Raw genomic sequence first — 22,293 nt, 5'->3', positions numbered from 1 at the left:
GCTTCTTTCCATCGAATCCAAACTCATTCGATTCACTCACCATGGAGATTCATCGATGCCTATCATCAACAGCCAAGTCAAACCGTTCAAAGCGACTGCCTACAAAGAAGGCAAATTCGTTGACGTCTCGGACGCCGACCTGAAAGGCAAGTGGTCTGTGGTGTTCTTCTACCCAGCCGACTTCACCTTCGTCTGCCCGACCGAACTGGAAGACCTGGCTGACAACTACGCAGAATTCCAGAAGCTGGGCGTAGAAATCTACAGCGTTTCGACCGACACCCATTTCGCCCACGCTGCCTGGCACAACACCTCGCCAGCCATCGGCAAGATCAAATACACCATGATCGGCGACCCAACCCTGACCATCTCGCGCAACTTCGACGTGCTGATCGAAGAAGCCGGTCTGGCTGACCGTGGCACTTTCGTAATCAACCCGGAAGGCCAGATCAAGATCGTTGAGCTCAACGACGGCGGCGTAGGCCGTGACGCTTCCGAGCTGCTGCGCAAGATCAAGGCCGCTCAGTACGTTGCTGCTCACCCAGGCGAAGTCTGCCCAGCCAAATGGCAGGAAGGCGAGGCCACTCTGGCTCCGTCCCTGGACCTGGTCGGCAAGATCTGATCCGCATGCCGCAAACGATCGGGGCGCCGCACGCGTAAGTCTGTAAACCGCATCGCCCCATCAAACGCCCGGGCGGTCATCGCCTGGGCGTTTTTATTTCAAGGTTTTGTACGAAAGGTGGCCCAGGTTGCCGACTTTTCATACAAATCCTGTTACCTGAAAAAAGGAAAGCCAAACCATGTTGGACGCCAATCTTAAAGCCCAGTTGAAATCCTATCTGGAGCGGGCCACTCGCCCCATCGAGATCCAGGCCTCCCTCGACGACGGCGCCAAGTCTCAGGAAATGCTCGCGCTGCTGCAAGATGTAGTCAGCGTCGGCAAAGACATTACCCTGGCCACTGACGGTAACGATGCGCGCAGGCCGTCGTTCACCCTCAATAGCCCAGGCCAGGACATCAGCTTGCGGTTTGCCGGTATCCCGATGGGGCACGAATTCACCTCGCTGGTTCTGGCGCTGCTGCAAGCAGGCGGCTACCCGCCCAAAGTCAGTGATGAGGTCATCGAACAAGTGCGCGCCCTGCAAGGCGAGTTCAGTTTCGAAACCTATTTTTCCCAGTCCTGCCAGAACTGCCCGGACGTGGTCCAGGCACTGAACCTGATGGCCGTGCTCAACCCGAACATCAAGCACGTCGCCATCGACGGCGCACTGTTCCAGGATGAAGTCACCGAGCGCAAAGTCATGTCGGTGCCGAGCATTTACCTCAACGGTGAGCTGTTTGGTCAGGGCCGTATGGGCCTGGAAGAGATTCTCGCCAAAATCGACACCGGTGCCGGTGCGCGCCAGGCCGAGAAGCTCAACGCCAAACAAGCCTTCGACGTGCTGGTGATTGGTGGTGGCCCGGCTGGCTCCGCCGCAGCGGTCTACTCGGCACGTAAAGGCATTCGTACCGGCGTTGCCGCCGAGCGTTTCGGCGGTCAGGTGCTCGACACCATGGCGATCGAAAACTTTATCTCGGTCCAGCACACCGAAGGCCCGAAGCTGGCGGTTGCCCTCGAAGAGCACGTCAAGCAGTACGAAGTCGACATCATGAACCTGCAACGCGCTGACCAGCTGATTCCAGGCAAGGACGGCGCGCTGCACGAGGTGAAGTTTGCCAGCGGTGCGAGCCTCAAAGCCAAGACCCTGATCCTGGCGACCGGTGCGCGCTGGCGGGAAATGAACGTCCCCGGCGAGAAGGAGTATCGCAACAAGGGCGTGGCGTACTGCCCGCACTGTGACGGTCCACTGTTCAAGGGCAAGCGTGTGGCAGTGATCGGTGGGGGCAACTCCGGTGTGGAAGCGGCCATCGACCTGGCCGGTATCGTCTCCCACGTAACGCTGTTGGAGTTTGACAGCCAGCTGCGAGCTGACGCGGTGCTGCAACGCAAGCTCAATAGTTTGCCCAACGTCACCGTGCTGACCAGTGCACAGACCACTGAAGTGACCGGCGACGGCGAGAAGGTCAATGGCCTGCGCTACAAGGACCGGGTCAGCGGCGAAGAGCGTGCGGTGGAACTGGAAGGGATCTTTGTACAGATCGGTCTGCTGCCTAACAGCGAGTGGCTCAAAGGCGTGATCGAGCTGTCGCCACGCGGCGAGATCGTGGTCGATGCCCGCGGTGAAACCTCGGTGCCGGGTATTTTTGCGGCCGGTGACGTCACTGTCACGCCGTACAAGCAGATCATCATCGCCCTGGGCGAAGGTGCCAAAGCGTCGCTGAGTGCTTTCGATCACCTGATCCGCACCAGCGCGCCAGCCTGATTCGCAGCACCAACAAAAAGCCCCGGCTGCTCACGCAGTCGGGGCTTTTTTGCGGGCTTGAGCCGCGAATCTGCGTGCTTACAGCGGTGTTGGCTGGATGATCTCTACCCAGTAGCCATCCGGGTCCTTGACGAACGCCAGGTGGTTCATGCGGCCGTCTTGCAGGCGCTTCTGGAACGGTACATTCAGTTGCTCAAAACGGGCGCAGGCAGCGACCACGTCAGGCACCGACACACAGATATGGCCGAAGCCGCGCGAGTCAGTGTTGCCGTTGTAGTAAGAGAACCCGGCGTCGTTCTCGGTGCCGTGGTTGTGGGTCAGTTCCAGCACGCCAGGGATGGACTTCATCCACTGATGGCGAGCAGCGTCGTCTTGCGGAATGTGCGCCTTGTCGACCAGGGCCAGGAAATACAGGCTGAACTCGGCTTCAGGAAAATCACGCTTGTCGACCAGATGAAAGCCCAGGACGCGGGTGTAGAAATCCAGCGAGGCGGTGATGTCCTTGACGCGCAGCATGGTGTGGTTGAACACAAAACCCTGGGTGGCGGCGTCAGGTTCGGCAGTCACGCCCGGGAAAGTGTTGAGTTCGTGCAGGCTCATGAAAGTCTCCGGCTTGAATGGGCAAAGACGGTCAATGATACGGGGCAGGGCGGTCGATGCAACCCGGCATTTGCCTATTGTTGCCAGAAAGCCGCAGACTCATGTTCTGGATCTTTATTCTCTGCTGCGGTGCTCATGCCGATGATTCGCTATCCCTTGCTCCCTGTTGCTGCTTTGCTGCTGACCGCCGCTACTGCACAGGCCGACGACACCATGATCCTCTGGCCCCCCGGCTGGGAGGTGCAGTCATTGCCGACGGTTGAAGGCGCATCAGGGCAGCCTTCGGTGCAACTGCGCCAGCGCGCCATCAAGAACGATGCCGCAGGCGAGCCAAGCATGGTGGTGGAGTTGACCCGCTCCCAACTGGTTGCCGGTCATGAAGTCAATGTGCAAGGTGTGCTGATGGCGATGCGCAAAGCCGTGCAGGTCAATTTCGCGCGCAGCGGCCTGCAAAGCGCATGCACTCATGTGCGAGAAGTCAGTCTGGGTGGTGTGCCGGGCATGGAGAGCACCTGCACGGTGACCCAGAACGGCGTGCATGTCATGACCCAGACCCTGGTGGCGGCGGCCAATGCCCGGCAGGCCTGGTCGCTTTCGTATGCGGGCTCGGCAGAAGGCTATGCAGCCAACAGGCAGCAGGTGCAGCAGATTCGTGACGGGCTGAAGCTCGACACGGCGCCCTGAGCTTTCCTGTGGGCAAAATAAAGCCCGCGTGTGCGGGCATGGGGTGCTAGTCCTTTAGCTGTGTGTAGCTTGAAACATCCTGCGTGAAAAAAATGTGAAGCCCAGCGGCTTTTTTTCGTCGTGCTTTCGGGTCGTGCGGGCACTGCCGGTGAGCAAAATTCGGAAACAGCCTACAGGCGACGACTAATTATCTGACTGTAATTTTTCAGAATAATAAGCTGGGACTTGCTGAAGTATGGGGTCATGTATCCCGATAGTGGCAATGTGATTTTATTGGCGTCAGTATTCTTACGCTGTCAGATCTGTGACGGGTTCGACATTCTTGCCGGATGTAGTTGTATATCGACGAACGGAGTTGCAGGCCAACCGGCACCTCTAAGAACTCCTTGCATTGCCATCGTCGGGTTGAAACAGACTGGAAGCCAGCCGGGTCAAAATGGTCAGTTACAAGCTGTAAATCCAAGCGCGATTGCGAACGTTTTTCGCCTTGTGCGGACGGCCTCGTTTAGCTGTTTACAGGTTGCTGACTATACTTTCGGGCGGCAATAAAAAAGCCCTGCAGAGCAGGGCTTTTGTGAACTGTCACGTCTCAGGCACGAACCCAGGATTCGACGGTGTCTGCACCGTACTGTTCTTTCCAGGCTTTCAGGCCACGGTGATTGCCACCTTTGGTCTCGATCAGTTCACCGGTGTGCGGGTTCTGGTAAACCTTGACGACACGGGCGCGGCGGCGCTTTGGACCCGCAGGCGCAGCAACCAGGGTGGTTGCGCTGTTAGGGTCGAGGATGGCGATGACATCACGCAGGCTCTTGCCATAGCTAGCCATCAGCTCCTTGAGCTTCTGCTCGAATTCGATCTCTTTCTGAAGGCCTGCGTCTTTCTTCAAGGCTTCCAGCTGAGCCAGTTGTTCTTGAAGGGCTTTTTCTGCGGCGCGAAACTCAGCAAGTCTGGACAAAAAACATACTCCGACAGTGTATTGGCTGTTACCAGCCGAACAAAGCGACAAGACAAAAAACTTTGACCGATTCGCTCATTCCGTTTTCTGCTCGATGATGCGATGGGGAATTAACCGTTTCAGCCATCACTACCTGATCAGCGAGCAGTTTTAAATCGGTAGCGGATTAATAATGCCCGTTTTTTTTCAATTAGAAAACCATCTTGTGCAATTGTTTAATGTGCGCTGCACTTGGTGAGGGTCGGCAGAGTGTTATTGGTGTATGGATTTTTAAAGTTGCGAGTAACGCGCTGACGTATCCGCCGACGCCGTCTTACAGTAGCTGAGGGCGAGTATCAGAGACCTTGTTGCAGGGCCGGATCGTCCGGATTCTGTTGTTCAAGTTGCGCCAGCAAGACCTGAACATTCTGTAGTTGACCACTTTCGCGGGCGTACTGAATCAACAGCACTCTGGCCCGTCGGTTGGCCGGTTGGTTCTGCAGAATCTGCTGCAGTTGCTTCTGTGCGGCCTCCAGTTGTTCTAGCGTGTGCAGCGTCACGGCCAGGTCATACCGATAATCATTGTTATCCGCCGCCAGTTCCGCCGCACGGGCCAGGCTAAGCAGGGCGAACTCGGCCTGCCCATGATCGCGCAACCAGATGCCCAGAGCATGCTGCAGCAGGGCGGAGTCGGGGTGTTTTTCGAGCAACTGTCGCATGAGTTGTCGGGCCTGGTCTGCCTGCTGGTTATCATCAAGCTGCTCTATGCGCGCCAGGGCTGCCAGCACGTTGTCCGGCGCCAGCTTCACGGCGTCTTCCAGCGCACTGAGCGCCAAGGCGTTATCGCCGGTCTGGCGATAGAGCCTGCCCAGTTGCATGCGGTTCTGGACAGTGGGAGGCTGTTGCGCCAAGTCGTGCTGAAACGCTTCGGCGCTGTGTTGCAGGGCGGCGAAATACAGCCCCAGTTCATCCGGTGACAAACGGGTCAGGGCCAAGGTCGCGCTGAGGCGCAATGCCGGTTCATCGGCATTGAGCAAGGGGCCGAGCACCACGGCCAGGTGATGACCGGGCAGCAGCCGTACCGCACTTTCAACCGCCGCCAGGCTGACCGCCGGCGACTCATGGTCGAGTTGGGCCTTGAGCAGTTTCAGCGCTTGCGGGCTAGGGTAGTTGGGCAGTTCGGCCAGCAACGCAATGCGCCGCTCGTCGGCAAGGTCGTCGCGGGCCAACTGTTGATACAGCAGGCGCGCGGCACCCGGCTTGCCGTCGCGGGCCAGCTCGAGTGTTTGCGTGTAGCTCTGGCTGGGGCGTACCGGCGCGGCGGGGCGGCTGGTTTCGCTTCGCCAGGCCCATAAAGTCAGGACCAGGACGCCTACCAGCGAACCGATGATCAGGGCCTGGCGCCCGCGGCGGGAGGGCTGAGGTGAGTCGTTGGGCATTACGGTATCCAGTACTTGACGCCATGCAGCTTCGAAGAGACTGAGGCGTCTGTCAAATCCGCCATCATTATCGTCAGCGCTCGCGCAATGCTTCCCTGGCCCGGTTCAATGGTTTGAGGAGGTCTTGCAGGATGGTTTTCTCACAGGTAATGGGTCTGCACGCTGGCAACCATGCCAAGGACAATCGCCAGGTGGGGTGCCGACAGGTGAAACGATTCAACGCGGGGCCTCGAAATCATGCCCTGCAGAGCGTCTGCAGGGCACCTCGGCGGTCAGGCCACTGGCAGCAGGGCGATGCCGAACTTGTCCAACAAGGCCATGAGTTGCGGATCGGCAGTGACCGACTGGTTGAATTGGCGGTGCAGCTTCGTGTCGAGTTCCGGGTTGTTGCGGGTGGCCTCGTAGCGGGTGCCAAGGTCGCTCAGGCCATTGTCGGCATACACCTGGCTGGCATGCTGACGCCAAAGCTCATCAAGCTGCGCCTGTTCTTGTGGGTCGGCGTTCATCAGAGCCTGGTTCTGGACACTTATGGTGATTGCGCCGGTATTGTCAGCCTTGATAACCGAGGCGCTGGTAACCGTCATCCAGGCAGGCAAAGCGTAAGCCTGGACTGGCAACGGCTTCTCGGCAGGTGAACTGGCCACAGCGGCAGCTTGCACGGTCGCAGCCTGCGCGGCGTAGCTCGCCTGGGCCTGCTGGCCGTTGTTACCAGAACTGGTCCGGGTCGACGGGGCGTAAGCCGCAGCGATGCTCGAGGTATTGATATTCATCTGAAACTCCCTGTAGTCCTTGATCGGCAGTGGTATCGCCGAGGGGGAGGGAGCAGCTTTCATGCCAATCACGGCCAACCCCAATGGTATTGGCGTTCACGCGGATCAGAATGGATGAATGCCAGGCCAGTGCTTGCCGGTTGACGGCAACTAGTGGCCTGTAGAGGTAATGCCGATCAGTTAAGGCGGCTCAGGTCTGTTTCATTGCCGTGTTGCTGCCCCGTGGGAGCGAGCTTGCTCGCGAAAGTGACGGTGAAATCAGCATACTAGCGGCGGGTTTCACGCCGCCTTCGTCGGAGTGCCGCCCAGACCAAGGTCGCTCCCACAAGAACCGTGCCCTTCAGAATGGCGCATCACCCAGGATCGTGGCGCGATGCATGATGCGGCGTTGCGGGCGGTAGTCGTCGATGGCGAAATGCTGAGTGATCCGGTTATCCCAGAACGCCACGTCATCCTTCTGCCATTGCCAGCGCACGGTGTATTGCGGCTGGGTGGCGTGGCTGAACAGCAACCTGAGGATGGCGTCGCCTTCAAGCTCAGGCAGCTCGTTGATTCGCGTGGTGAACCCCTCATTGACGAACAGCCCCTTGCGGCCGGTGACCGGGTGGGTACGTACCACCGGGTGGCTGCTGGGCGGGTTGCGCCGTTTGGCCTCTTCGAAGCGCAACCGCTCTTGATCCGTCACGGCAAAACGCGACTCGGGGAATGATTTGCTCAGGTCGTGGGTGGCGGTCAGGCCGTCGAGCAAGCGCTTGAGTGGCTCGGACAAACCGTCATACGCCGCGCTGCTGCTGGCCCATAGCGTGTCGCCACCATAAGGCGGCACCTGTTTGGCACTGAGCACGGCACCAAGCGCCGGCGTTTTGAGAAAGCTGACGTCCGAATGCCAGAGCGCATTGTCACGCAGGTCGTTGCGCTCGGTGTCGAGGATCAGCACTTCAGGTTGCTCAGGCACATTGGGGTAGATCGGGTGGATATGCAGATCGCCGAAATACGCGGCCAGCCGCGCCTGGGAAGCCGGCTGCAGCGGCTGATTACGGAAAAACAGCACCTGATGGTCAAGCAATGCCTGATGCAGCTGCTGGTGATGGTCGGCGCTCAATGGCAAGCTCAGGTCGACACCGGTGACACGGGCGCCCAGGGCCGGGCTGATGGGGGTGATTTGCAGGCTCATGCAGGTTCTCTCGTTCAATGGCCGCGCCCATGCCAGGGCACCAGCTTGCGTTGCAGGGCACGCAGGCCCAGTTCCATGGCGAAGGCGATCAGGGCGATCACCAGGATGCCCAGCACGACCACTTCCGTGACCAGAAACTGCGCAGCCGACTGGACCATGAAGCCCAGCCCGTTGGTGGCGGCAATCAGCTCGGCGGCCACCAGTGTCGACCAGCCAACCCCCAGACCGATCCGGATGCCGATCAGAATGTCTGGCAAGGCGGCCGGGAGGATCACATGGCGGATCAACTGCCGGCGGGTGGCGCCCAATGACTGCGCGGCACGCACTTTGGTCTGGTCGACGTTGCGCACGCCGGTGGCCGTGGCAATGGCAATCGGCGCGAAGATCGCGAGATAGATCAACAGCACTTTGGAGAACTCGCCGATACCGAACCAGATCACGATCAGCGGCAGGTAAGCCAGTGGCGGAATAGGCCGGTAGAACTCGATCAACGGATCGAGAATGCCCTGTGCTACGCGGTTATGGCCGATGGCGATGCCCACCGGGATGGCAAACACCACCGCTGCCACCAGCGCCAGGCCGATACGCTGCAGGCTGGCGCCCAAATGCTGCCAAAGGGTCGACTCCATGTATCCCTCGGTGGCCAGCAACCAGGCTTTTTGCAGCACGGCAGCAGGAGAGGGTAAAAACAGCGGCTCGATCAACTGTGCGGCAGTGACCGCCCACCACAGCGCCAACAGTGCGCTGAAGGTCAACGCCGAAATGGTCCGGATGCCCAGTCTTGCGCGTGCGCGGGGTGGATTGTCTGCCGACTGGGTGGAGGCTCGGGCCAGACTTTGCTGGCTGATCTGCGCGCCACTCATACGAGCTCCTTGCGCGCGCTGGCGCTGCGTTGTGAAAACACCCGCTCAAGCACGTGCTCGCGGGTGGCAATGAAGGCAGGGTCGGACTTGATCGCCCGGGCCGGCTCGCCAGCGGCGTAGCGCTGGCCAAAGTCGAGTTTCAGGTGTTCATCAATCCGGCCAGGCGAAGGCGCCAGCAGAATAAGGTCAGTCGCCAGGAACACCGCTTCTTCAATGTCATGGGTGATCAGCAGCACCGGCTTGTGGGTGCGTTGCCAGATGGTCAGCAGCAATTCCTGAACCTGTTCGCGGGTGAACGCGTCGAGGGCACCAAATGGCTCGTCCATCAGCAACACCCGTGGATCAGCCGCCAGTGCGCGGGCCAGGCCAACGCGCTGGCGTTGACCGCCGGACAGCTCCCAGATCTGCCGCGTTTCGAAACCAGCCAGGTCCACCAGTGCCAGCATCTGCCGGGCGGTCTGCTCGCGCTGGGTGCGTTCCACGCCGGCCAGTTGCAGGCCAAAGCCGACATTGGCCAGCACATCGAGCCAGGGCAGCAGGGCGTCATCCTGGAACACCACACCGCGCTCGGCGCCGGGGCCTTGTACCGGGACGCCATCGAGCGTGATCCGCCCGCTGCTGGGCGCTACGAAACCGGCGATCAGGTTCAGCAGGGACGTCTTGCCACTGCCCGATGGCCCAAGGGCCACCAGCAACTGCTGAGGACCGAGGTTGAGCGAGATGTCGGCCAGCACCGGCTCGGCAGCGCCAGGATAATGGGCGCTGACGCGTTCAAGTTGCAGCAGGGCCATGGGGCCTCCCTTGTGATCGACTGGTTTGGCGGCTGAAGCTTCGCGGCTAAAGCTTCTTAGCTAAAGCTTCGCAGCTAAAGCTTCGCAGCTAAAGCCGCTCCTACTGGATGTATTTGTCGCTGACGTAGGGGCTGTAGTCGCTGAGTACGGTCTCGACCTTGCCTTGTTGCTTGAGGAACGCGGCGGTCTTGGCCACGGCGTCGACCGTGCCGCCACTGAGCAATGCGGCAGAGCGCTGGGTCTGGGCGTCGGCGTATTCAGAGCCGGCCAGCAGATCGGGCACGTCTTCGGCGTTGGAGCCGGTCAGTTTGGCGATCTTTTTCACCTGTTCTGAATCAGCGGTCCATTTGGCCTTGTTGGCGGCGTAGTCAGCGAAAGAGTCGAGGGTGACTTTGGCGAATTTGGCCACCACTTCTGGATGTTTTTCGGCGTAGTCCTTGCGCGCCACCCAGACTTCGAAGGTGGGTGCGCCCCAACGGCCCACTTCTGCGGCATCGGTCAGTACCTTGCCGGTCTTGCGAATTTCACCAAGGGCCGGCGACCAGACAAAGGCACCGTCGATGTCGCCACGTTTCCAGGCGGCGGCGATTTGCAGCGGCTGCAGGTTGACCACTTTGACCTTGCCTTCCAGGCCCCATTGCTTGAGGGCGGCCAGCAGGCTGTAGTGCGAGGTGGACACGAACGGGGTGGCTATGGTCTTGCCGACCAGTTCCTGCGGGTTGTTGATACCACTGCCATTACGGACCACCAACGCTTCGGCGGAGTTGATCTGTGCCGAGACGATGAAGGCCACGATCGGCAGCTTGCGTGAAGCGGCGGCGGCCAGCGGGCTGGAGCCCAGGTTGCCGATCTGGACGTCGCCGGAGGCCAGCGCGGTCACCACTTCCGGGCCGCTGTTGAAGCGCCGCCAGTCGATCTTCTCGCCAATGGCTTTTTCATAGACGCCGTCAGCCTGCGGCACCTTGCTGGGGTCGACACCGGTCTGGTAACCGACCACCAGTGGAGCTGCCTGAACATTCAAGGCCAGCAGAGAAGCTGCCAGCGCGGTGAGCAAAGGACGAATGAACGTTTTATGAGCCATGACGAGTCTTCTTCAATTCATGAATTTGGCTGGCGCCGCTGCATGTAAAGATGAAATGCAGGGCAATCACGGAGGGCTGGGCACGCTGCCAGGATCCGGTGAAGAGATATTGAAGTTATAAAAAATGCCAATCCAATAATTAATTGGAATTAGCTTAGAAAGTTCAGCTGCCCGGGCTCTGGCCCGCGGATGCCAGGCAGCGAGGCTGCGATGAAGGCCCCCCCAATAGCCAGAATCATCACGTTTATTTATCATTGCAGGCTTTATATATTTGGCTCTGTTATAACCTTGAGTGCTAAGGATATAGCCGGCTGACCTGGGTCACATCGCTGCGGAACACCTTATGAGCCATACCCCCAAACACATGCGACTGGGCCTGTTCATTCAGGCCGCCGGTCATCACGCCTCTGGCTGGCGCTACCCTGGCGCGCAGAGCGGCAGCGAAAACTTCGCGCTGGTCCGGCGTCTGACCGAAAGCGCCGAGCGGGCCTGCCTGGACCTGGTGTTTTTCGGCGACAAGCTGGTCACCGGCCCGCAGGAGCCGCCCTCAATGATCGTGCGCTTCGAGCCGCTGACCCTGCTCGGTGCGCTGGCGATGGTCACCGAGCGTATTGGCCTGGTCGCCACCGCCTCCACGACCTATGGCGAGCCTTACAATATTGCCCGGCAGTTCGGCACGCTGGACCATATTTCCAACGGCCGGGCCGGCTGGAACGTGGTGACCACCGGCTACGACAGCGCGGCGAACTTCAGCCTGGGCAAGCACCCTGACCATGAGCGGCGTTATGCCCAGGCCGAAGAGTTCGTTGATGTGGTGCGCGGCTTGTGGGACAGCTTCGAGGACGACGCCTATGTGCGCGATGCGCAAAGCGGTGTGTATCTGGACACCAATAGGATGCACCGCCTGGATCACCAGGGCGAGTTCTTCAATATTGCGGGTCCGTTGAACCTGACCCGTGCGCCGCAGGGCCATCCGGTGCTGGTTCAGGCCGGTTCGTCAGGGCCGGGCATGGCGCTGGCTTCGCGCATTGCCGAGGTGGTATTCACCGCCCAGCAGGACCTGCCGAGCGGCCAGGCTTTCTACCGTGACCTTAAACGCCAGGCGGCCGGGCAGGGCCGTGACCCCGCGCATTGTGTGGTGATGCCCGGCATCATGCCGATCATCGGCCGCACCATGAGTGAGGCGCTGGAGCATTTCGAACGGCTGCAGCAGTGGAATGACCTGGACGCCGCGCTGGCGCTGGTCAGCGATCGGCTGGGGCATGACGTGCGCGGTTTCGACCTGGACCAGCCGCTACCGGAAAACATGAAAAGCCGGGCGCAGTTGCTGCTCGACATGAGCCATAAGGACGGTTTGACCCTGCGTCAGGTCTGTCACCTGGCTGCCGGGGCACGAGGGCATCGGATTGTGGTGGGCACCGCGCAACAGGTGGCGGACGAGATGATTGCCTGGTTCGAGAACGAAGCCGCCGACGGCTTCAATCTGATGCCGGCGCATTTTCCTGAAGGGCTGGATGCGTTTGTCGAAGGGGTGCTGCCGATCCTGCGCCAGCGCGGGCTGTTCCGCGAGCAATATGAAGGGCGGACGTTACGCGAGCATCTGGGATTGCCACGGCCGCAGTGGCGTAGACATTCTGTGAGCGACCTTGGTCTGGGCGGCATACCGACGAAGGGGGCGGTATAGGCCTTCCCGTAGGAGCTGCTTCAGCTGCGAAGCCTTTCGCAGCTGAAGCTGCTCCTACGGGGGGCCGTGTTTGCTACGCGATGCCAGGGTTTAGTGGGCGACCGGCTCTGGCGCTACAACAGCTTCCTGCACCGCCTCCAGGGCCGGGATGCCGTCGGTGTGTTCAGTCTTGCGCATAGGCGCGCGACGTACCGGGGCGCCGTTGGCCTTGAAGTACTTGGCGTTGCTGCGCGGCAGCGGCTGACGACCACGGATGCGATCGGCGATCTTCTCGGCGAGCATGATGGTGGTGGCGTTGAGGTTGCCGGTGATGATCTCCGGCATGATCGACGCATCGACGACCCGCAGGCCTTGCAGGCCGTGGACACGGCCCTGGCCATCGACCACTGCCATGTCGTCGGTGCCCATCTTGCACGAGCAGGACGGGTGGAACGCGGTTTCGGCGTGTTCACGCACGAACGCATCGAGCTGCTCGTCGGTCTTGACCTCCAGGCCCGGGCTGATCTCGCGGCCACGGTAAGCGTCCAGTGCCGGCTGGGCAATGATCTCGCGGGTAATCCGGATCGCATCACGAAATTCCTGCCAGTCCTGCTCGGTCGCCATGTAGTTGAACAGGATGCTTGGATGCTCGTGCGGGTCTTTTGACTTGATCTGCACCCGGCCACGGCTCAGCGAGCGCATCGAGCCGACGTGGGCCTGGAAGCCATGTTCCTTGACGCCGTTGGTGCCGTTGTAATTGATCGCGACGGGCAGGAAGTGGTACTGGATGTTCGGCCATTCGAACTCGGGACGGGTACGGATAAAACCGCCGGCCTCGAACTGGTTGCTGGCGCCGATACCGGTGCCGTTGAACAGCCATTCGGCGCCAATGGCTGGCTGGTTCCACCACAACAGCGAAGGGTACAGCGAGACCGGCTGGGTGCAGGCGTACTGGATGTACATTTCCAGGTGGTCTTGCAGGTTTTCGCCGACCCCCGGCAAGTCGTGGACCACCGGTACATTGTGTTTTTCCAGCAGTTCGGCCGGGCCGACGCCGGAGCGCTGCAGGATCTGCGGTGAGGCAATCGCGCCAGCGCACAGCAGCACTTCTTTGCGTGCCCAGGCTTCATGAACAGCGCTGCTGTCACCGATCAGGTAACGCACGCCACTGGCGCGTTTGCCGTTGAACACAATGCGGTCGGTCATGGCGTGGGTGACGATGGTCAGGGTGTCGCGCTGTTTGGCGGTGTCCAGATAGCCGCGGGCGGTGCTGGCACGACGACCTTTCGGGGTCACGGTGCGGTCCATCGGACCGAAGCCTTCCTGCTGGTAGCCGTTGAGGTCTTCGGTGCGCGGGTAACCGGCTTGCACGCCGGCTTCGACCATCGCGGCGAACAGCGGGTTGTTGTTGGGCTTGGGCGTCGCCACGCTCACTGGACCTTCACCACCGTGCCAGTCGTTGGCGCCGATGTCGCGGGTTTCGGCCTTGCGGTAGTAGGGCAGGCAGTCCAGGTAGCTCCAGTCTTCCAGGCCCGGCAGCTGAGCCCAGCGGTCGAGGTCCATGGCGTTACCACGGATATAGCACATGCCATTGATCAGCGACGAGCCACCCAGGCCCTTGCCGCGACCGCACTCCATGCGCCGGTTATTCATGTGTGGCTCAGGATCGGTTTCATAGGCCCAGTTGTAGCGTCGGCCCTGCAGCGGAAAGGCCAGTGCTGCCGGCATCTGGGTGCGGAAGTCGAGGCGGTAGTCAGGTCCGCCGGCTTCGAGCAGCAGGACCGTGACACCAGGGTCTTCGGTCAGGCGAGCGGCGAGGGTGTTACCGGCCGAGCCGGCACCGATGATGATGTAATCGTATTCTTGGGACATAAAATGCGTCCTCTATCATGGGGCAATTGTAGGAGCGAGCTTGCTTGCGAAGACGGACTTGAAGGCGCTAGAGATGTAGCGCCTGATACGGCCCCTTCGCGACCAAGGTCGCTCCTACCGCGTTTACTCAATATCTCGTTGTTCAGAAGACGGACGCGTAGTCGCCCAGCTCGACTTGCACCGACTTGATGCGGGTGTACTGCGCCAGGGACGAAATGCCGTTTTCACGACCGACGCCGGACTGTTTGTAGCCACCTACAGGCATTTGCGCGGCCGACTCACCCCAGGCGTTGATCCAGCAAATACCGGCTTCCAGCTGGTGAATCACGCGGTGGGCGCGGGTCAGGTCCTGGGTGACGATACCGGCAGCCAGGCCGTAGTCGGTGTCGTTGGCGCGGCGGATGACTTCTTCTTCGCTGTCGTAAGTCAGGATGCTCATCACCGGGCCGAAGATTTCTTCGCGCACGATGGTCATCTCGTCGCTGCAGTCGGTGAATACGGTCGGCGCCACGTAGGCACCCTGTGCCAGTGCACCTTCAGTCAGGCGCTCGCCGCCAATCAGCAGCCGTGCGCCTTCTTCTTTACCCTTGGCGATGTAGCCCAGCACGCTTTCCATGTGCGCGAAGCTGACCAGCGGGCCGAAGTTGGTGGTCTCGATGGTCGGATCGCCAACCCGGATGCGTTTGACGCGCTCGACGATCTTCGCTTCGAACTCGGCCTTGAGCGCGGTCGGTACAAATACGCGAGTACCGTTGGTGCACACCTGACCGGAGCTGTAGAAGTTGGCCATCATTGCGATGTCGGCGGCCTTGTCCAGGTCGGCGTCGGCGAAAATGATCAGCGGCGACTTGCCGCCCAGTTCCATGGTCACTTCCTTGAGGCTCGAAGCCGACGCGCTGGCCATGACTTTTTTACCGGTGCTGGTGCCACCGGTGAACGAGACCTTCTCGATCTGCGGGTGCTCGGTCAGTGCGCTACCGACATCCCGACCGCTGCCGGTCAGGACGTTGAACACGCCATCGGGCAGGCCGGCCTGGGTGAAGATCTCGGCCAGTTTCAGGGTGGTCAGGGAGGTGACTTCACTCGGTTTGAAGATCATCGCGTTGCCGGCGGCCAGGGCCGGGGCCGACTTCCACAGGGCGATCTGGATCGGGTAGTTCCATGCACCGATACCGGCGGTGATGCCCAGTGGCTCGCGGCGGGTATAGACAAAGGATGTGTCACGCAGCGGGATTTGCTCACCTTCGATGGCGACCGCCAGGCCTGCGTAGTACTCCAGCACATCGGCACCGGTGACGATGTCGACGTAGCGGGTTTCCGAATAGGCCTTGCCGGTGTCCAGGGTTTCGAGCTTAGCCAGCTCGTCGTTGCGCTCACGCAGGATGTCCACGGCGCGGCGCAGAATCCGCGAGCGTTCTGTCGCGGTCATCGCGGCCCAGATTTTCTGGCCTTTCTCGGCGCTCTTTACCGCGCGGTCAACGTCAGCGGCAGTGGCGCGCTGCACCTTGGCCAGGACTTCACCGTTGGCTGGGTTGATGGCGTCAAAGGTCTCGGTGCCGCTGGCGTCGACATAACCGCCATCGATATAGAGTTTTTGCGTTTCAAAACGGGCCATAGGGTTCTCGCAAGGCAAATGGTTGATTGGCGATTCGCGTCTTGATCCAGATGCAAGGAGCCAGGACTCAGGCGCGATTTCTCATTCGTGCGGTGCAGTGCACCGGCGCATAGGGCCGCCAAAGGTCAGGCCATGGCTGGCCGTGATTAACGAAATTCAGCCTACCTTTTTTATATTGAACAATCAATCAATAACAAATAAGCTCTGCGACAATCTGCCGCTGCTGGCTGTTTCCTTGAACAGTCAAGCAGTCGCAGAGAGGCATTCCGTAAAGTTTGTGACAGGGCATGACGCCAGACGTTCGCGATATTTCGCTGCACGTTCGCTCAAACCCTGCCAGCGGCTCCCTATTCCCGATACCTGCGCAGACAGGTGGGAGCCGTGCGCCGCCTGATGCGCCCTGACTCATGGATGCCGGCACACATGGGCTGCCGGCTTTAGCCTGCGGCGTTATTCACCTCGCTCTGCCTTGGAGCCGTGCAATGAGTTCTGCCTCCCTGATAAAGGCTTCCACCGAGAAGCCAAGGGTCAACCGCGTGGTGTTCTTCACTTCGGCGCTGTTGGTCCTGCTATTGACTGCCTTGCTGATCGCTGCACCCGAAACCGCTGGCCGTGTGCTGGGGCAGGCCCAGGCCTGGCTGTCGCGCAATTTCGGCTGGTATTACATGTTGATGATTGCCGCTTACCTGGTGTTCGTGATCGGTATCGCGTTCAGCTCGTTCGGTAAACTCAAACTGGGCAGCAAGGATGATCAGCCCGATTTCAGCTACGGCGCCTGGGCCGGCATGCTGTTCTCTTCCGGCATCGGCATTTCATTGTTGTACTTCGGCGCTTCCGAGCCGCTGGACCATTACTTCAATCCGCCCGAGGGCCCTGCGGCCAGCCTGGAGGCGGCGCGGCAGGGGCTGCAATTGACCTTTCTGCACTGGGGGCTGCATGGCTGGGCGATCTACGCGCTGGTCGGGCTGGCGGTGGCGTACTTCGCCTACCGGCACAACCAGCCGCTGGCACTGCGCTCGGCGCTGTACCCGCTGATGGGTGAACGTTGGGTCAAGGGCGTGGCGGGAGACACCGTCGACATCTTCGGCATGTTCGTGACCCTGCTGGGCCTGGTCACCAACCTGGGCATCGGTTCGATGCAGGTGGCCTCAGGGCTGGAGTATCTGTTTGGCATCGAGCACAGCAACAGCAACCTGCTGATCGTCATTCTGGTGATGAGCACTGTGGCGACCATTGCGGCGGTTTCCGGTGTCGAAAACGGTATTCGCCGCCTGTCGAACCTGAACATCGTGCTGTTCAGCAGCCTGTTGTTGTTCGTGCTGTTGGCCGGCCCCACCCAGTACCTGCTCAACGGCTTTGTGCAGAATATCGGCGACTACCTCAATGGCCTGGTGCTGAAGACCTTCGATCTCTACGTGTACGAGAACGCCGCCGCGCGCTCGGAGCGCTGGCTGGGGCTGTGGACCGTGTTCTATTGGGCGTGGTGGATTTCCTGGGGGCCATTCGTGGGCATGTTCATCGCCCGAATCTCCCGTGGCCGCACGGTACGCGAGCTGGTCGCCGGTGTGCTGTTGATCCCGCTGGGCTTCACCCTGGCCTGGCTGTCGATTTTCGGTAATACCGCACTGGACCTGGTGATCAACGGCGGCGCTGCGGAGCTGGGCAAGATCGCCGTGGAACAGCCGGCCATGTCGATCTATAAACTGCTGGAGTACTTCCCGGCCGCCAAGGTGGTGGTCGGGGTGGCAATTTTCGTCGGTTTCGTGCTGTTCCTGACCCCGGCCGATTCCGGTGCGGTGATGATGGCCAACCTTTCCTGCAAGGGCGGCGATGTGGACGAAGACGCACCGCACTGGATGCGCATCGTCTGGTCGACGATCATCACTCTGGTGACCATCGGGCTGTTGCTGGCGGGTAACTTCGAGGCGATGCAGACCATGGTCGTGCTGGCGGGGCTGCCGTTCTCGGTGGTACTGGCGGTGTTTATGTATGGTTTGTACAAGGCCATGCAGCAGGACCAGTTGCAGGAACAGACCAAAGCCGAACTGGCCGCTCGCGGGCGGCGCGGTTTTGCCGAGCGGTTGGGCCAGATGGACCTGCAACCTAACCAGGCCACGGTGCAGCGCTTCATGGATCAACACGTCAGTCCCGCGCTGAAGGACGCCGTGCTGCAATTGCAGGAGCGGGGTTTTGAGGTGGTCAGTCGGGTAGGACAGTCGCGCTCGATGATGGGTTTGCGCATTGATCTGGAGGAGGGCAACCCGTTCGTTTACGAAGTCAGCCTGGACGGTTATCTGGCGGCACCGAATGACCTCGGCAGTGACGGCGACAGTGAGCCACGCAGGCGTTTCTACCGGGCCGAGGTGTATCTGTTTACCGGCAGCCAGGAGTACGACCTGATGGGCTTTACCCAGGAGCAGATCACCCAGGACGTACTCGATCAGTTCGACACCCACCAACATCGCCTGGACCGGGTGTATACCTGATCTTCAGTAGATTTCTCGTAGGAGCGGCTTCAGCCGCGAAGGCCTCAAAGCTCAAGCGTATAGCCGCTTGGCCGCTCCTACGAGGTGGCGCCAATCATTTGATGGAAATCAAATAATCAATCATTCGCATGATTTGGAATTAGATTATGTCCAAAGCGAATTTCACACGATCCCGGCAAGTGGTTAGCTTATAACCATATCGGTTATTCAGAGCGATCCAATAGATCGCCAGACGCAAGGGATCGGACACAATGAGCAAGCGACAGATCAAACTCGGCGCCCTGACCATGGGTTGCGGCGGGCCGGGCAAGCACAACCTGTGGCTTGATCCGCAGCTGCCGGCCGATGCCAGTGTGAACATCGACTGGTACATCGACATCGCCCGCCAGGCAGAAGCCGCACTGTTCGATCTGATTTTCATCGTCGACAGCCAGTTCATCACTCCCGGCTCGCCCTCGCATTACCTCAATCGGCTGGAACCGCTGACCCTGTTATCAGCGCTGGCGGTCAGCACCAGACACATCGGCCTGGTCGGCACCCTGACCACTTCCTATAACGCGCCGTTCAACGTCGCCCGGCGTCTGGCGTCGCTGGACCTGATCAGCAAGGGCCGCGCTGGCTGGAATGTGGTCACCAGCGGCGACGCCGGCACCTCAGGCAACTATGGGCTGGACGAGCACTACGACTACGACACCCGCTACAGCCGCGCCCAAGAGCACGTCGAGGTGGTGCAAAAGCTGTGGCACTCCTATGAGGACGATGCCTTCACCCGTGACCGCAGCACAGGCGAGTTTCTCGACACCAGCAAGCTGCACGCCCTGCATCACAAAGGCGAACATTTCTCGGTGGCCGGACCGCTGAACATCCAGCGTTCGCCGCAGGGCCAGCCGGTGATTTTCCAGGCCGGTGACTCGCAGCAGGGCCGCGAGCTGGGCGCCGCCACGGCGGATGTGATTTTCACCCACGCCGCCAGCATCGAGCAGGGCCAGGCGTTCTACCGCGATATAAAAGAACGTGCCCGGCGCCTGGGGCGTGACCCCGAGCAGATCCTGATTCTGCCGGGCGCGGAGATTTACGTGGGCGATACCGACCAACACGCCCGGGAAATCGAGCGCCACTACCATCAGCAAGACCACAGCTTCGAACTGGCGCTCAAAGAGTTCGGGCGTAACTTCGGCTGGCACGATTTCAGCCAATACGACCTGGACGCGCCATTCCCGCAAGAGAGCCTGGAATATGCGCGTAGCAGCTTCTTCACCAACGCCAAACGCATTGCCGATCAGGCTCGGGAAAAGGGCTTCAGCTTGCGCCAGGCTGTGGAGTTTGGCCGACAACTGCGGCCGGGGGCGTTTGTTGGCTCGGCTGAAACCGTGGCGGCGAAATTGACCGAATGGTTCGAGGCGCGTGCGGTGGATGGCTACAACATCTATATCGGCCATCCGGGACAGTTCAAGCGCTTCACTCAGGAGGTGATTCCGCTGTTGCAGGAGCGCGGGGTGTATCGCCGCGAATATGAAGGCAGCACATTGCGCGAAAGCCTGGGGCTGGAAATTCCGCGGTTCAGTCGCAGATCATAAGCACTGCACCGCTGTGGCAGCGACCCTGGTCGCGAAAGGGCCAGTAAGGGATAAAAATCCTCCGCCGATGGTCAGCATGTCACTGACATTTTCGAAGGAACAGTCTCATGACGATCTACCTGGCTGGCGAAAGCACCTTGCAGGTTGGAACCCCTTTGGTCCTTGAAGCGCCAGCGCAGGAGGGGCCGTATGTGGTGGTATTTGAAGACGATGAGGACACAGGCTACTTCTACGCCTTGGACACCAGTGCTGACGGCAATCCGATTCAGGATGCCTTGCATATCTATAACGTCAGCAATGTATCTGACCGTAATCAGCCATCGACAGTGAAAATCGGCTGGTCCACCGACCATCGCAAGGCGGTGCTGCTGATCAATGATTATCCTCACGCGATTTTCGATTTCGACAGCAAACAGGGTTATTGCCGCAGCGGTTTCCCGGAGCCGGCGGGTAACGGTTGGTCGCAGAAGGGGCACGATTGGGATGACGAGGCGCTGAATCTTTTTGCCTGAGCCTTTTGGCCTTACCCCCGGCGCACGGCGTCGCCGGACCATTCAAAGCCGGAAACGCATCACGCTTGCCTGCATCCCCTCAGCAATATTGCCCAGCCGCTGGGCAGCGGCAGCCAGGTCATTCATGACCTGGGTGTTGTCGTGTGCCATGCGGGCGATCAATTCGACCTGTTGCGCAACCTCCTGACTGGCCCGGGATTGTTCGGTGATGGTCTGGGAGATTTCTTCGACCACCGTCGCCGACTGGCGCGCGCCCTGACGAATCTGCCTGATCGAATCGCCTGCCTGCGTGGCCAGTGCCACACCTTCACGTACCCGAGAGACGCCGGTCTGCATGCTGTCGACCGCCTGGCCGGTGCTTTGCCGGATGCGCTCGATCATTGCGGTGATTTCCCGGGTCGATTGTGCGGTACGTGCAGCCAGACCGCGCACTTCGTCCGCCACCACGGCAAAGCCTCTGCCGGCTTCACCGGCGCGGGCCGCTTCGATGGCGGCATTGAGCGCGAGCAGGTTGGTCTGTTCGGCGATGCTGTTAATCACCTGGATGATCGAGTGAATCTCTTCCGAACTCTGGCCCAGCGCCGTGATGGCTTCTGAAGAACGGTTGACCGCTACGTCGATACCCTGCATGCCGTCCACCACGTTGAGAATCACGTCGCCGCCGTCACTGGCCAGGCGTTCAGACTGGCTGGAGAACGACTGTGCATCCCGGGCATGCTCAGCGATCCTGGTGATGTTGGTGATCATCTGTTCAGTTGCCGCGGCCATGCTTGAAGCGCTTTGCGACTGCTGGCTGGCGCGCTGTACCAGGCTGGTAGAGGACTGTCCCAACTCCTGGACGACACTGTGCAGCAGCTGGTTTTCCTGCTGAATTGCCTGGATCATCTGCCGCAGGTTATCGCGCATCTCAGCCAATGCACGCAGCAGCCGTCCGGTTTCATCGCGGTCGTGTGCGTCAATTTCGCCGGTGAGGTCGCCCTGGGCAATGCGTTCGGCAATACGCATGGTGCTGCCCAGTGGCCGCAGCACCGAACGCAGCAGTTGTAGCGTGCACAGCAACATCACCACAGTGACCAGAGCGATCCCGCCGCTCAGGACGGTGACGTTCTGCTGCAGCGCAGCGCGGCTTTGTTGCCGGGTGGCGTCGGCATTGTTGCTGATCAGGTCGCTGAGTGCTGAATTGCGCTCTTCAAGCTCCTTGAACGTATTCAAAAACGCTGGCAGTTGCGCGCGTGCCTGCTCAGGCGACTCCAGTGCCAGACGAATGATCGAAGAGGCACTGTTTATATACGCTTCAAGGAGCGGTTGCAGGTCACCGATCGCCTGCTTCAGATCGGCATCAAGGGGCAGGGCGAGGTTGTTCCGGACCACGGTACGGAACCACTTCGCATGCTCATCGAGGTCGGCCAGCACCTGCTGCACTTCGGCCTTGTCCTGACGATCGACCAGCAGCGCCGCCAGCACATCGGCACGCAGGGCATCGTGCATCATGTCGCCCTCCATATGATTACGAATCGCGGTCAGGCTGTCGTCATTGCGGGTCAGAGCGGTGTTCTGGACATGCTGCCCGAGCAGCCCGGCGGCACCGAGTAACCAGACGGCGAGAGTGCCGACCAGGCCGAAACCGATAATCTTCTGGCGAATATTCATGATGCGACATCCCTGATTCAGCAGTGTGAGCCAAGCATAGATTGTGATGGGCGGTATTGTCTTGTAGCGCGGCGCAGCACTCAGGCCAAGCAACGCCCTAATGGAGTGCGGTGCGCCCCACACGAGCGCACAGGCCCTGCGTGATCGCTTGCCAGAAAACCGCGCAGCGACGCTCGTGTTGGCCCGTGAGGGCCGACTGGCAAGGCTGCCAGGCTGATCAAA

Annotated in this window: 16 protein-coding genes and 2 pseudogenes; 7 read left to right on the top strand and 11 right to left on the bottom strand. The window is 60.3% G+C overall.

The window, feature by feature from the left end; all coding sequences use genetic code 11:
- Nucleotides 1-55 precede the first annotated feature (55 nt).
- Nucleotides 56-619, top strand: a complete 564-nt coding sequence (gene ahpC, locus NRB16_RS05885) for an alkyl hydroperoxide reductase subunit C (RefSeq protein ID WP_045491089.1) — start codon at nucleotides 56-58, stop codon at nucleotides 617-619.
- Between the two features lie 178 nt (nucleotides 620-797).
- Nucleotides 798-2,360: an alkyl hydroperoxide reductase subunit F gene (gene ahpF, locus NRB16_RS05880; protein WP_253140832.1), complete on the top strand. Its 1,563-nt coding sequence runs from the start codon at nucleotides 798-800 to the stop codon at nucleotides 2,358-2,360.
- A 78-nt stretch (nucleotides 2,361-2,438) separates the two neighbouring features.
- On the opposite strand, the gene gloA is transcribed toward ahpF, so the two are convergent.
- Nucleotides 2,439-2,960, bottom strand: coding sequence for a lactoylglutathione lyase (gloA, locus tag NRB16_RS05875; RefSeq protein WP_257105689.1), 522 nt, complete (start codon nucleotides 2,958-2,960; stop codon nucleotides 2,439-2,441).
- 135 nt (nucleotides 2,961-3,095) lie between these two features.
- On the opposite strand from gloA, the gene NRB16_RS05870 reads away from it, so the two are divergent.
- Nucleotides 3,096-3,644 (top strand): DUF4946 domain-containing protein, encoded by a 549-nt coding sequence (locus tag NRB16_RS05870; RefSeq protein ID WP_045491094.1) that lies wholly within the window; start codon nucleotides 3,096-3,098, stop codon nucleotides 3,642-3,644.
- Nucleotides 3,645-4,233: 589 nt separating this feature from the next.
- Here NRB16_RS05870 and NRB16_RS05865 read toward each other — a convergent pair.
- The 7 genes and pseudogenes from NRB16_RS05865 to tauA form a co-directional block, all read right to left on the bottom strand.
- Nucleotides 4,234-4,599 (bottom strand): histone-like nucleoid-structuring protein, MvaT/MvaU family, encoded by a 366-nt coding sequence (locus NRB16_RS05865; protein ID WP_253112380.1) that lies wholly within the window; start codon nucleotides 4,597-4,599, stop codon nucleotides 4,234-4,236.
- Between the two features lie 335 nt (nucleotides 4,600-4,934).
- Nucleotides 4,935-6,017, bottom strand: a complete 1,083-nt coding sequence (locus NRB16_RS05860) for a tetratricopeptide repeat protein (protein ID WP_257105688.1) — start codon at nucleotides 6,015-6,017, stop codon at nucleotides 4,935-4,937.
- 272 nt (nucleotides 6,018-6,289) lie between these two features.
- Nucleotides 6,290-6,787 carry a hypothetical protein gene (locus NRB16_RS05855; RefSeq protein WP_257105687.1) on the bottom strand — a complete coding sequence of 166 codons (498 nt, stop codon included), beginning with the start codon at nucleotides 6,785-6,787 and terminating at the stop codon, nucleotides 6,290-6,292.
- Nucleotides 6,788-7,127: 340 nt separating this feature from the next.
- A complete protein-coding gene (tauD, locus tag NRB16_RS05850; protein ID WP_253112371.1) occupies nucleotides 7,128-7,961 on the bottom strand; it encodes a taurine dioxygenase in 834 nt (277 codons plus the stop codon).
- 14 nt (nucleotides 7,962-7,975) lie between these two features.
- Nucleotides 7,976-8,734, bottom strand: a pseudogene (tauC, locus tag NRB16_RS05845) (taurine ABC transporter permease TauC); the annotation flags it as partial.
- Nucleotides 8,735-8,820: 86 nt separating this feature from the next.
- Nucleotides 8,821-9,615: a taurine ABC transporter ATP-binding subunit gene (gene tauB, locus NRB16_RS05840; RefSeq protein ID WP_257105686.1), complete on the bottom strand. Its 795-nt coding sequence runs from the start codon at nucleotides 9,613-9,615 to the stop codon at nucleotides 8,821-8,823.
- Nucleotides 9,616-9,715: 100 nt separating this feature from the next.
- The gene (tauA, locus tag NRB16_RS05835) at nucleotides 9,716-10,696 is read right to left on the bottom strand and encodes a taurine ABC transporter substrate-binding protein (RefSeq protein ID WP_045491116.1); all 981 of its coding nucleotides are present in this window, start codon (nucleotides 10,694-10,696) and stop codon (nucleotides 9,716-9,718) included.
- A 343-nt stretch (nucleotides 10,697-11,039) separates the two neighbouring features.
- Here tauA and NRB16_RS05830 point away from each other — a divergent pair, with 343 nt between their 5' ends.
- Entirely contained in the window at nucleotides 11,040-12,380 is a 1,341-nt protein-coding gene (locus NRB16_RS05830; protein WP_257105685.1) for an LLM class flavin-dependent oxidoreductase, read from the top strand.
- A gap of 171 nt (nucleotides 12,381-12,551) precedes the next feature.
- On the opposite strand, the pseudogene betA reads toward NRB16_RS05830, so the two are convergent.
- Together betA and betB are read right to left on the bottom strand one after the other, a co-directional pair.
- A pseudogene (gene betA / locus NRB16_RS05825) lies at nucleotides 12,552-14,231 on the bottom strand (choline dehydrogenase); the annotation flags it as partial.
- 142 nt (nucleotides 14,232-14,373) lie between these two features.
- A complete protein-coding gene (gene betB, locus NRB16_RS05820) occupies nucleotides 14,374-15,846 on the bottom strand; it encodes a betaine-aldehyde dehydrogenase (RefSeq protein WP_257105684.1) in 1,473 nt (490 codons plus the stop codon).
- Between the two features lie 539 nt (nucleotides 15,847-16,385).
- Between betB and NRB16_RS05815 the strand changes: the two genes are divergently transcribed.
- The 3 genes from NRB16_RS05815 to NRB16_RS05805 all read left to right on the top strand — a co-directional run bounded on the left by NRB16_RS05815 (nucleotide 16,386) and on the right by NRB16_RS05805 (nucleotide 20,421).
- Nucleotides 16,386-18,332 carry a BCCT family transporter gene (locus NRB16_RS05815; protein ID WP_257105735.1) on the top strand — a complete coding sequence of 649 codons (1,947 nt, stop codon included), beginning with the start codon at nucleotides 16,386-16,388 and terminating at the stop codon, nucleotides 18,330-18,332.
- 251 nt (nucleotides 18,333-18,583) lie between these two features.
- A complete protein-coding gene (locus NRB16_RS05810; RefSeq protein ID WP_257105683.1) occupies nucleotides 18,584-19,909 on the top strand; it encodes an LLM class flavin-dependent oxidoreductase in 1,326 nt (441 codons plus the stop codon).
- A gap of 107 nt (nucleotides 19,910-20,016) precedes the next feature.
- Entirely contained in the window at nucleotides 20,017-20,421 is a 405-nt protein-coding gene (locus NRB16_RS05805) for a DUF2251 domain-containing protein (RefSeq protein WP_045491126.1), read from the top strand.
- Between the two features lie 42 nt (nucleotides 20,422-20,463).
- Here NRB16_RS05805 and NRB16_RS05800 read toward each other — a convergent pair whose 3' ends face one another.
- Nucleotides 20,464-22,071 (bottom strand): methyl-accepting chemotaxis protein, encoded by a 1,608-nt coding sequence (locus tag NRB16_RS05800; protein WP_257105682.1) that lies wholly within the window; start codon nucleotides 22,069-22,071, stop codon nucleotides 20,464-20,466.
- Nucleotides 22,072-22,293 lie beyond the last annotated feature (222 nt).

Origin of the sequence: Pseudomonas sp. LJDD11 (assembly GCF_024584215.1) — a bacterium.
Lineage (GTDB): Bacteria > Pseudomonadota > Gammaproteobacteria > Pseudomonadales > Pseudomonadaceae > Aquipseudomonas.
The sequence above is the reverse complement of the archived record's forward strand: the minus strand, read 5'-3'. Positions and strand labels throughout refer to the sequence as shown.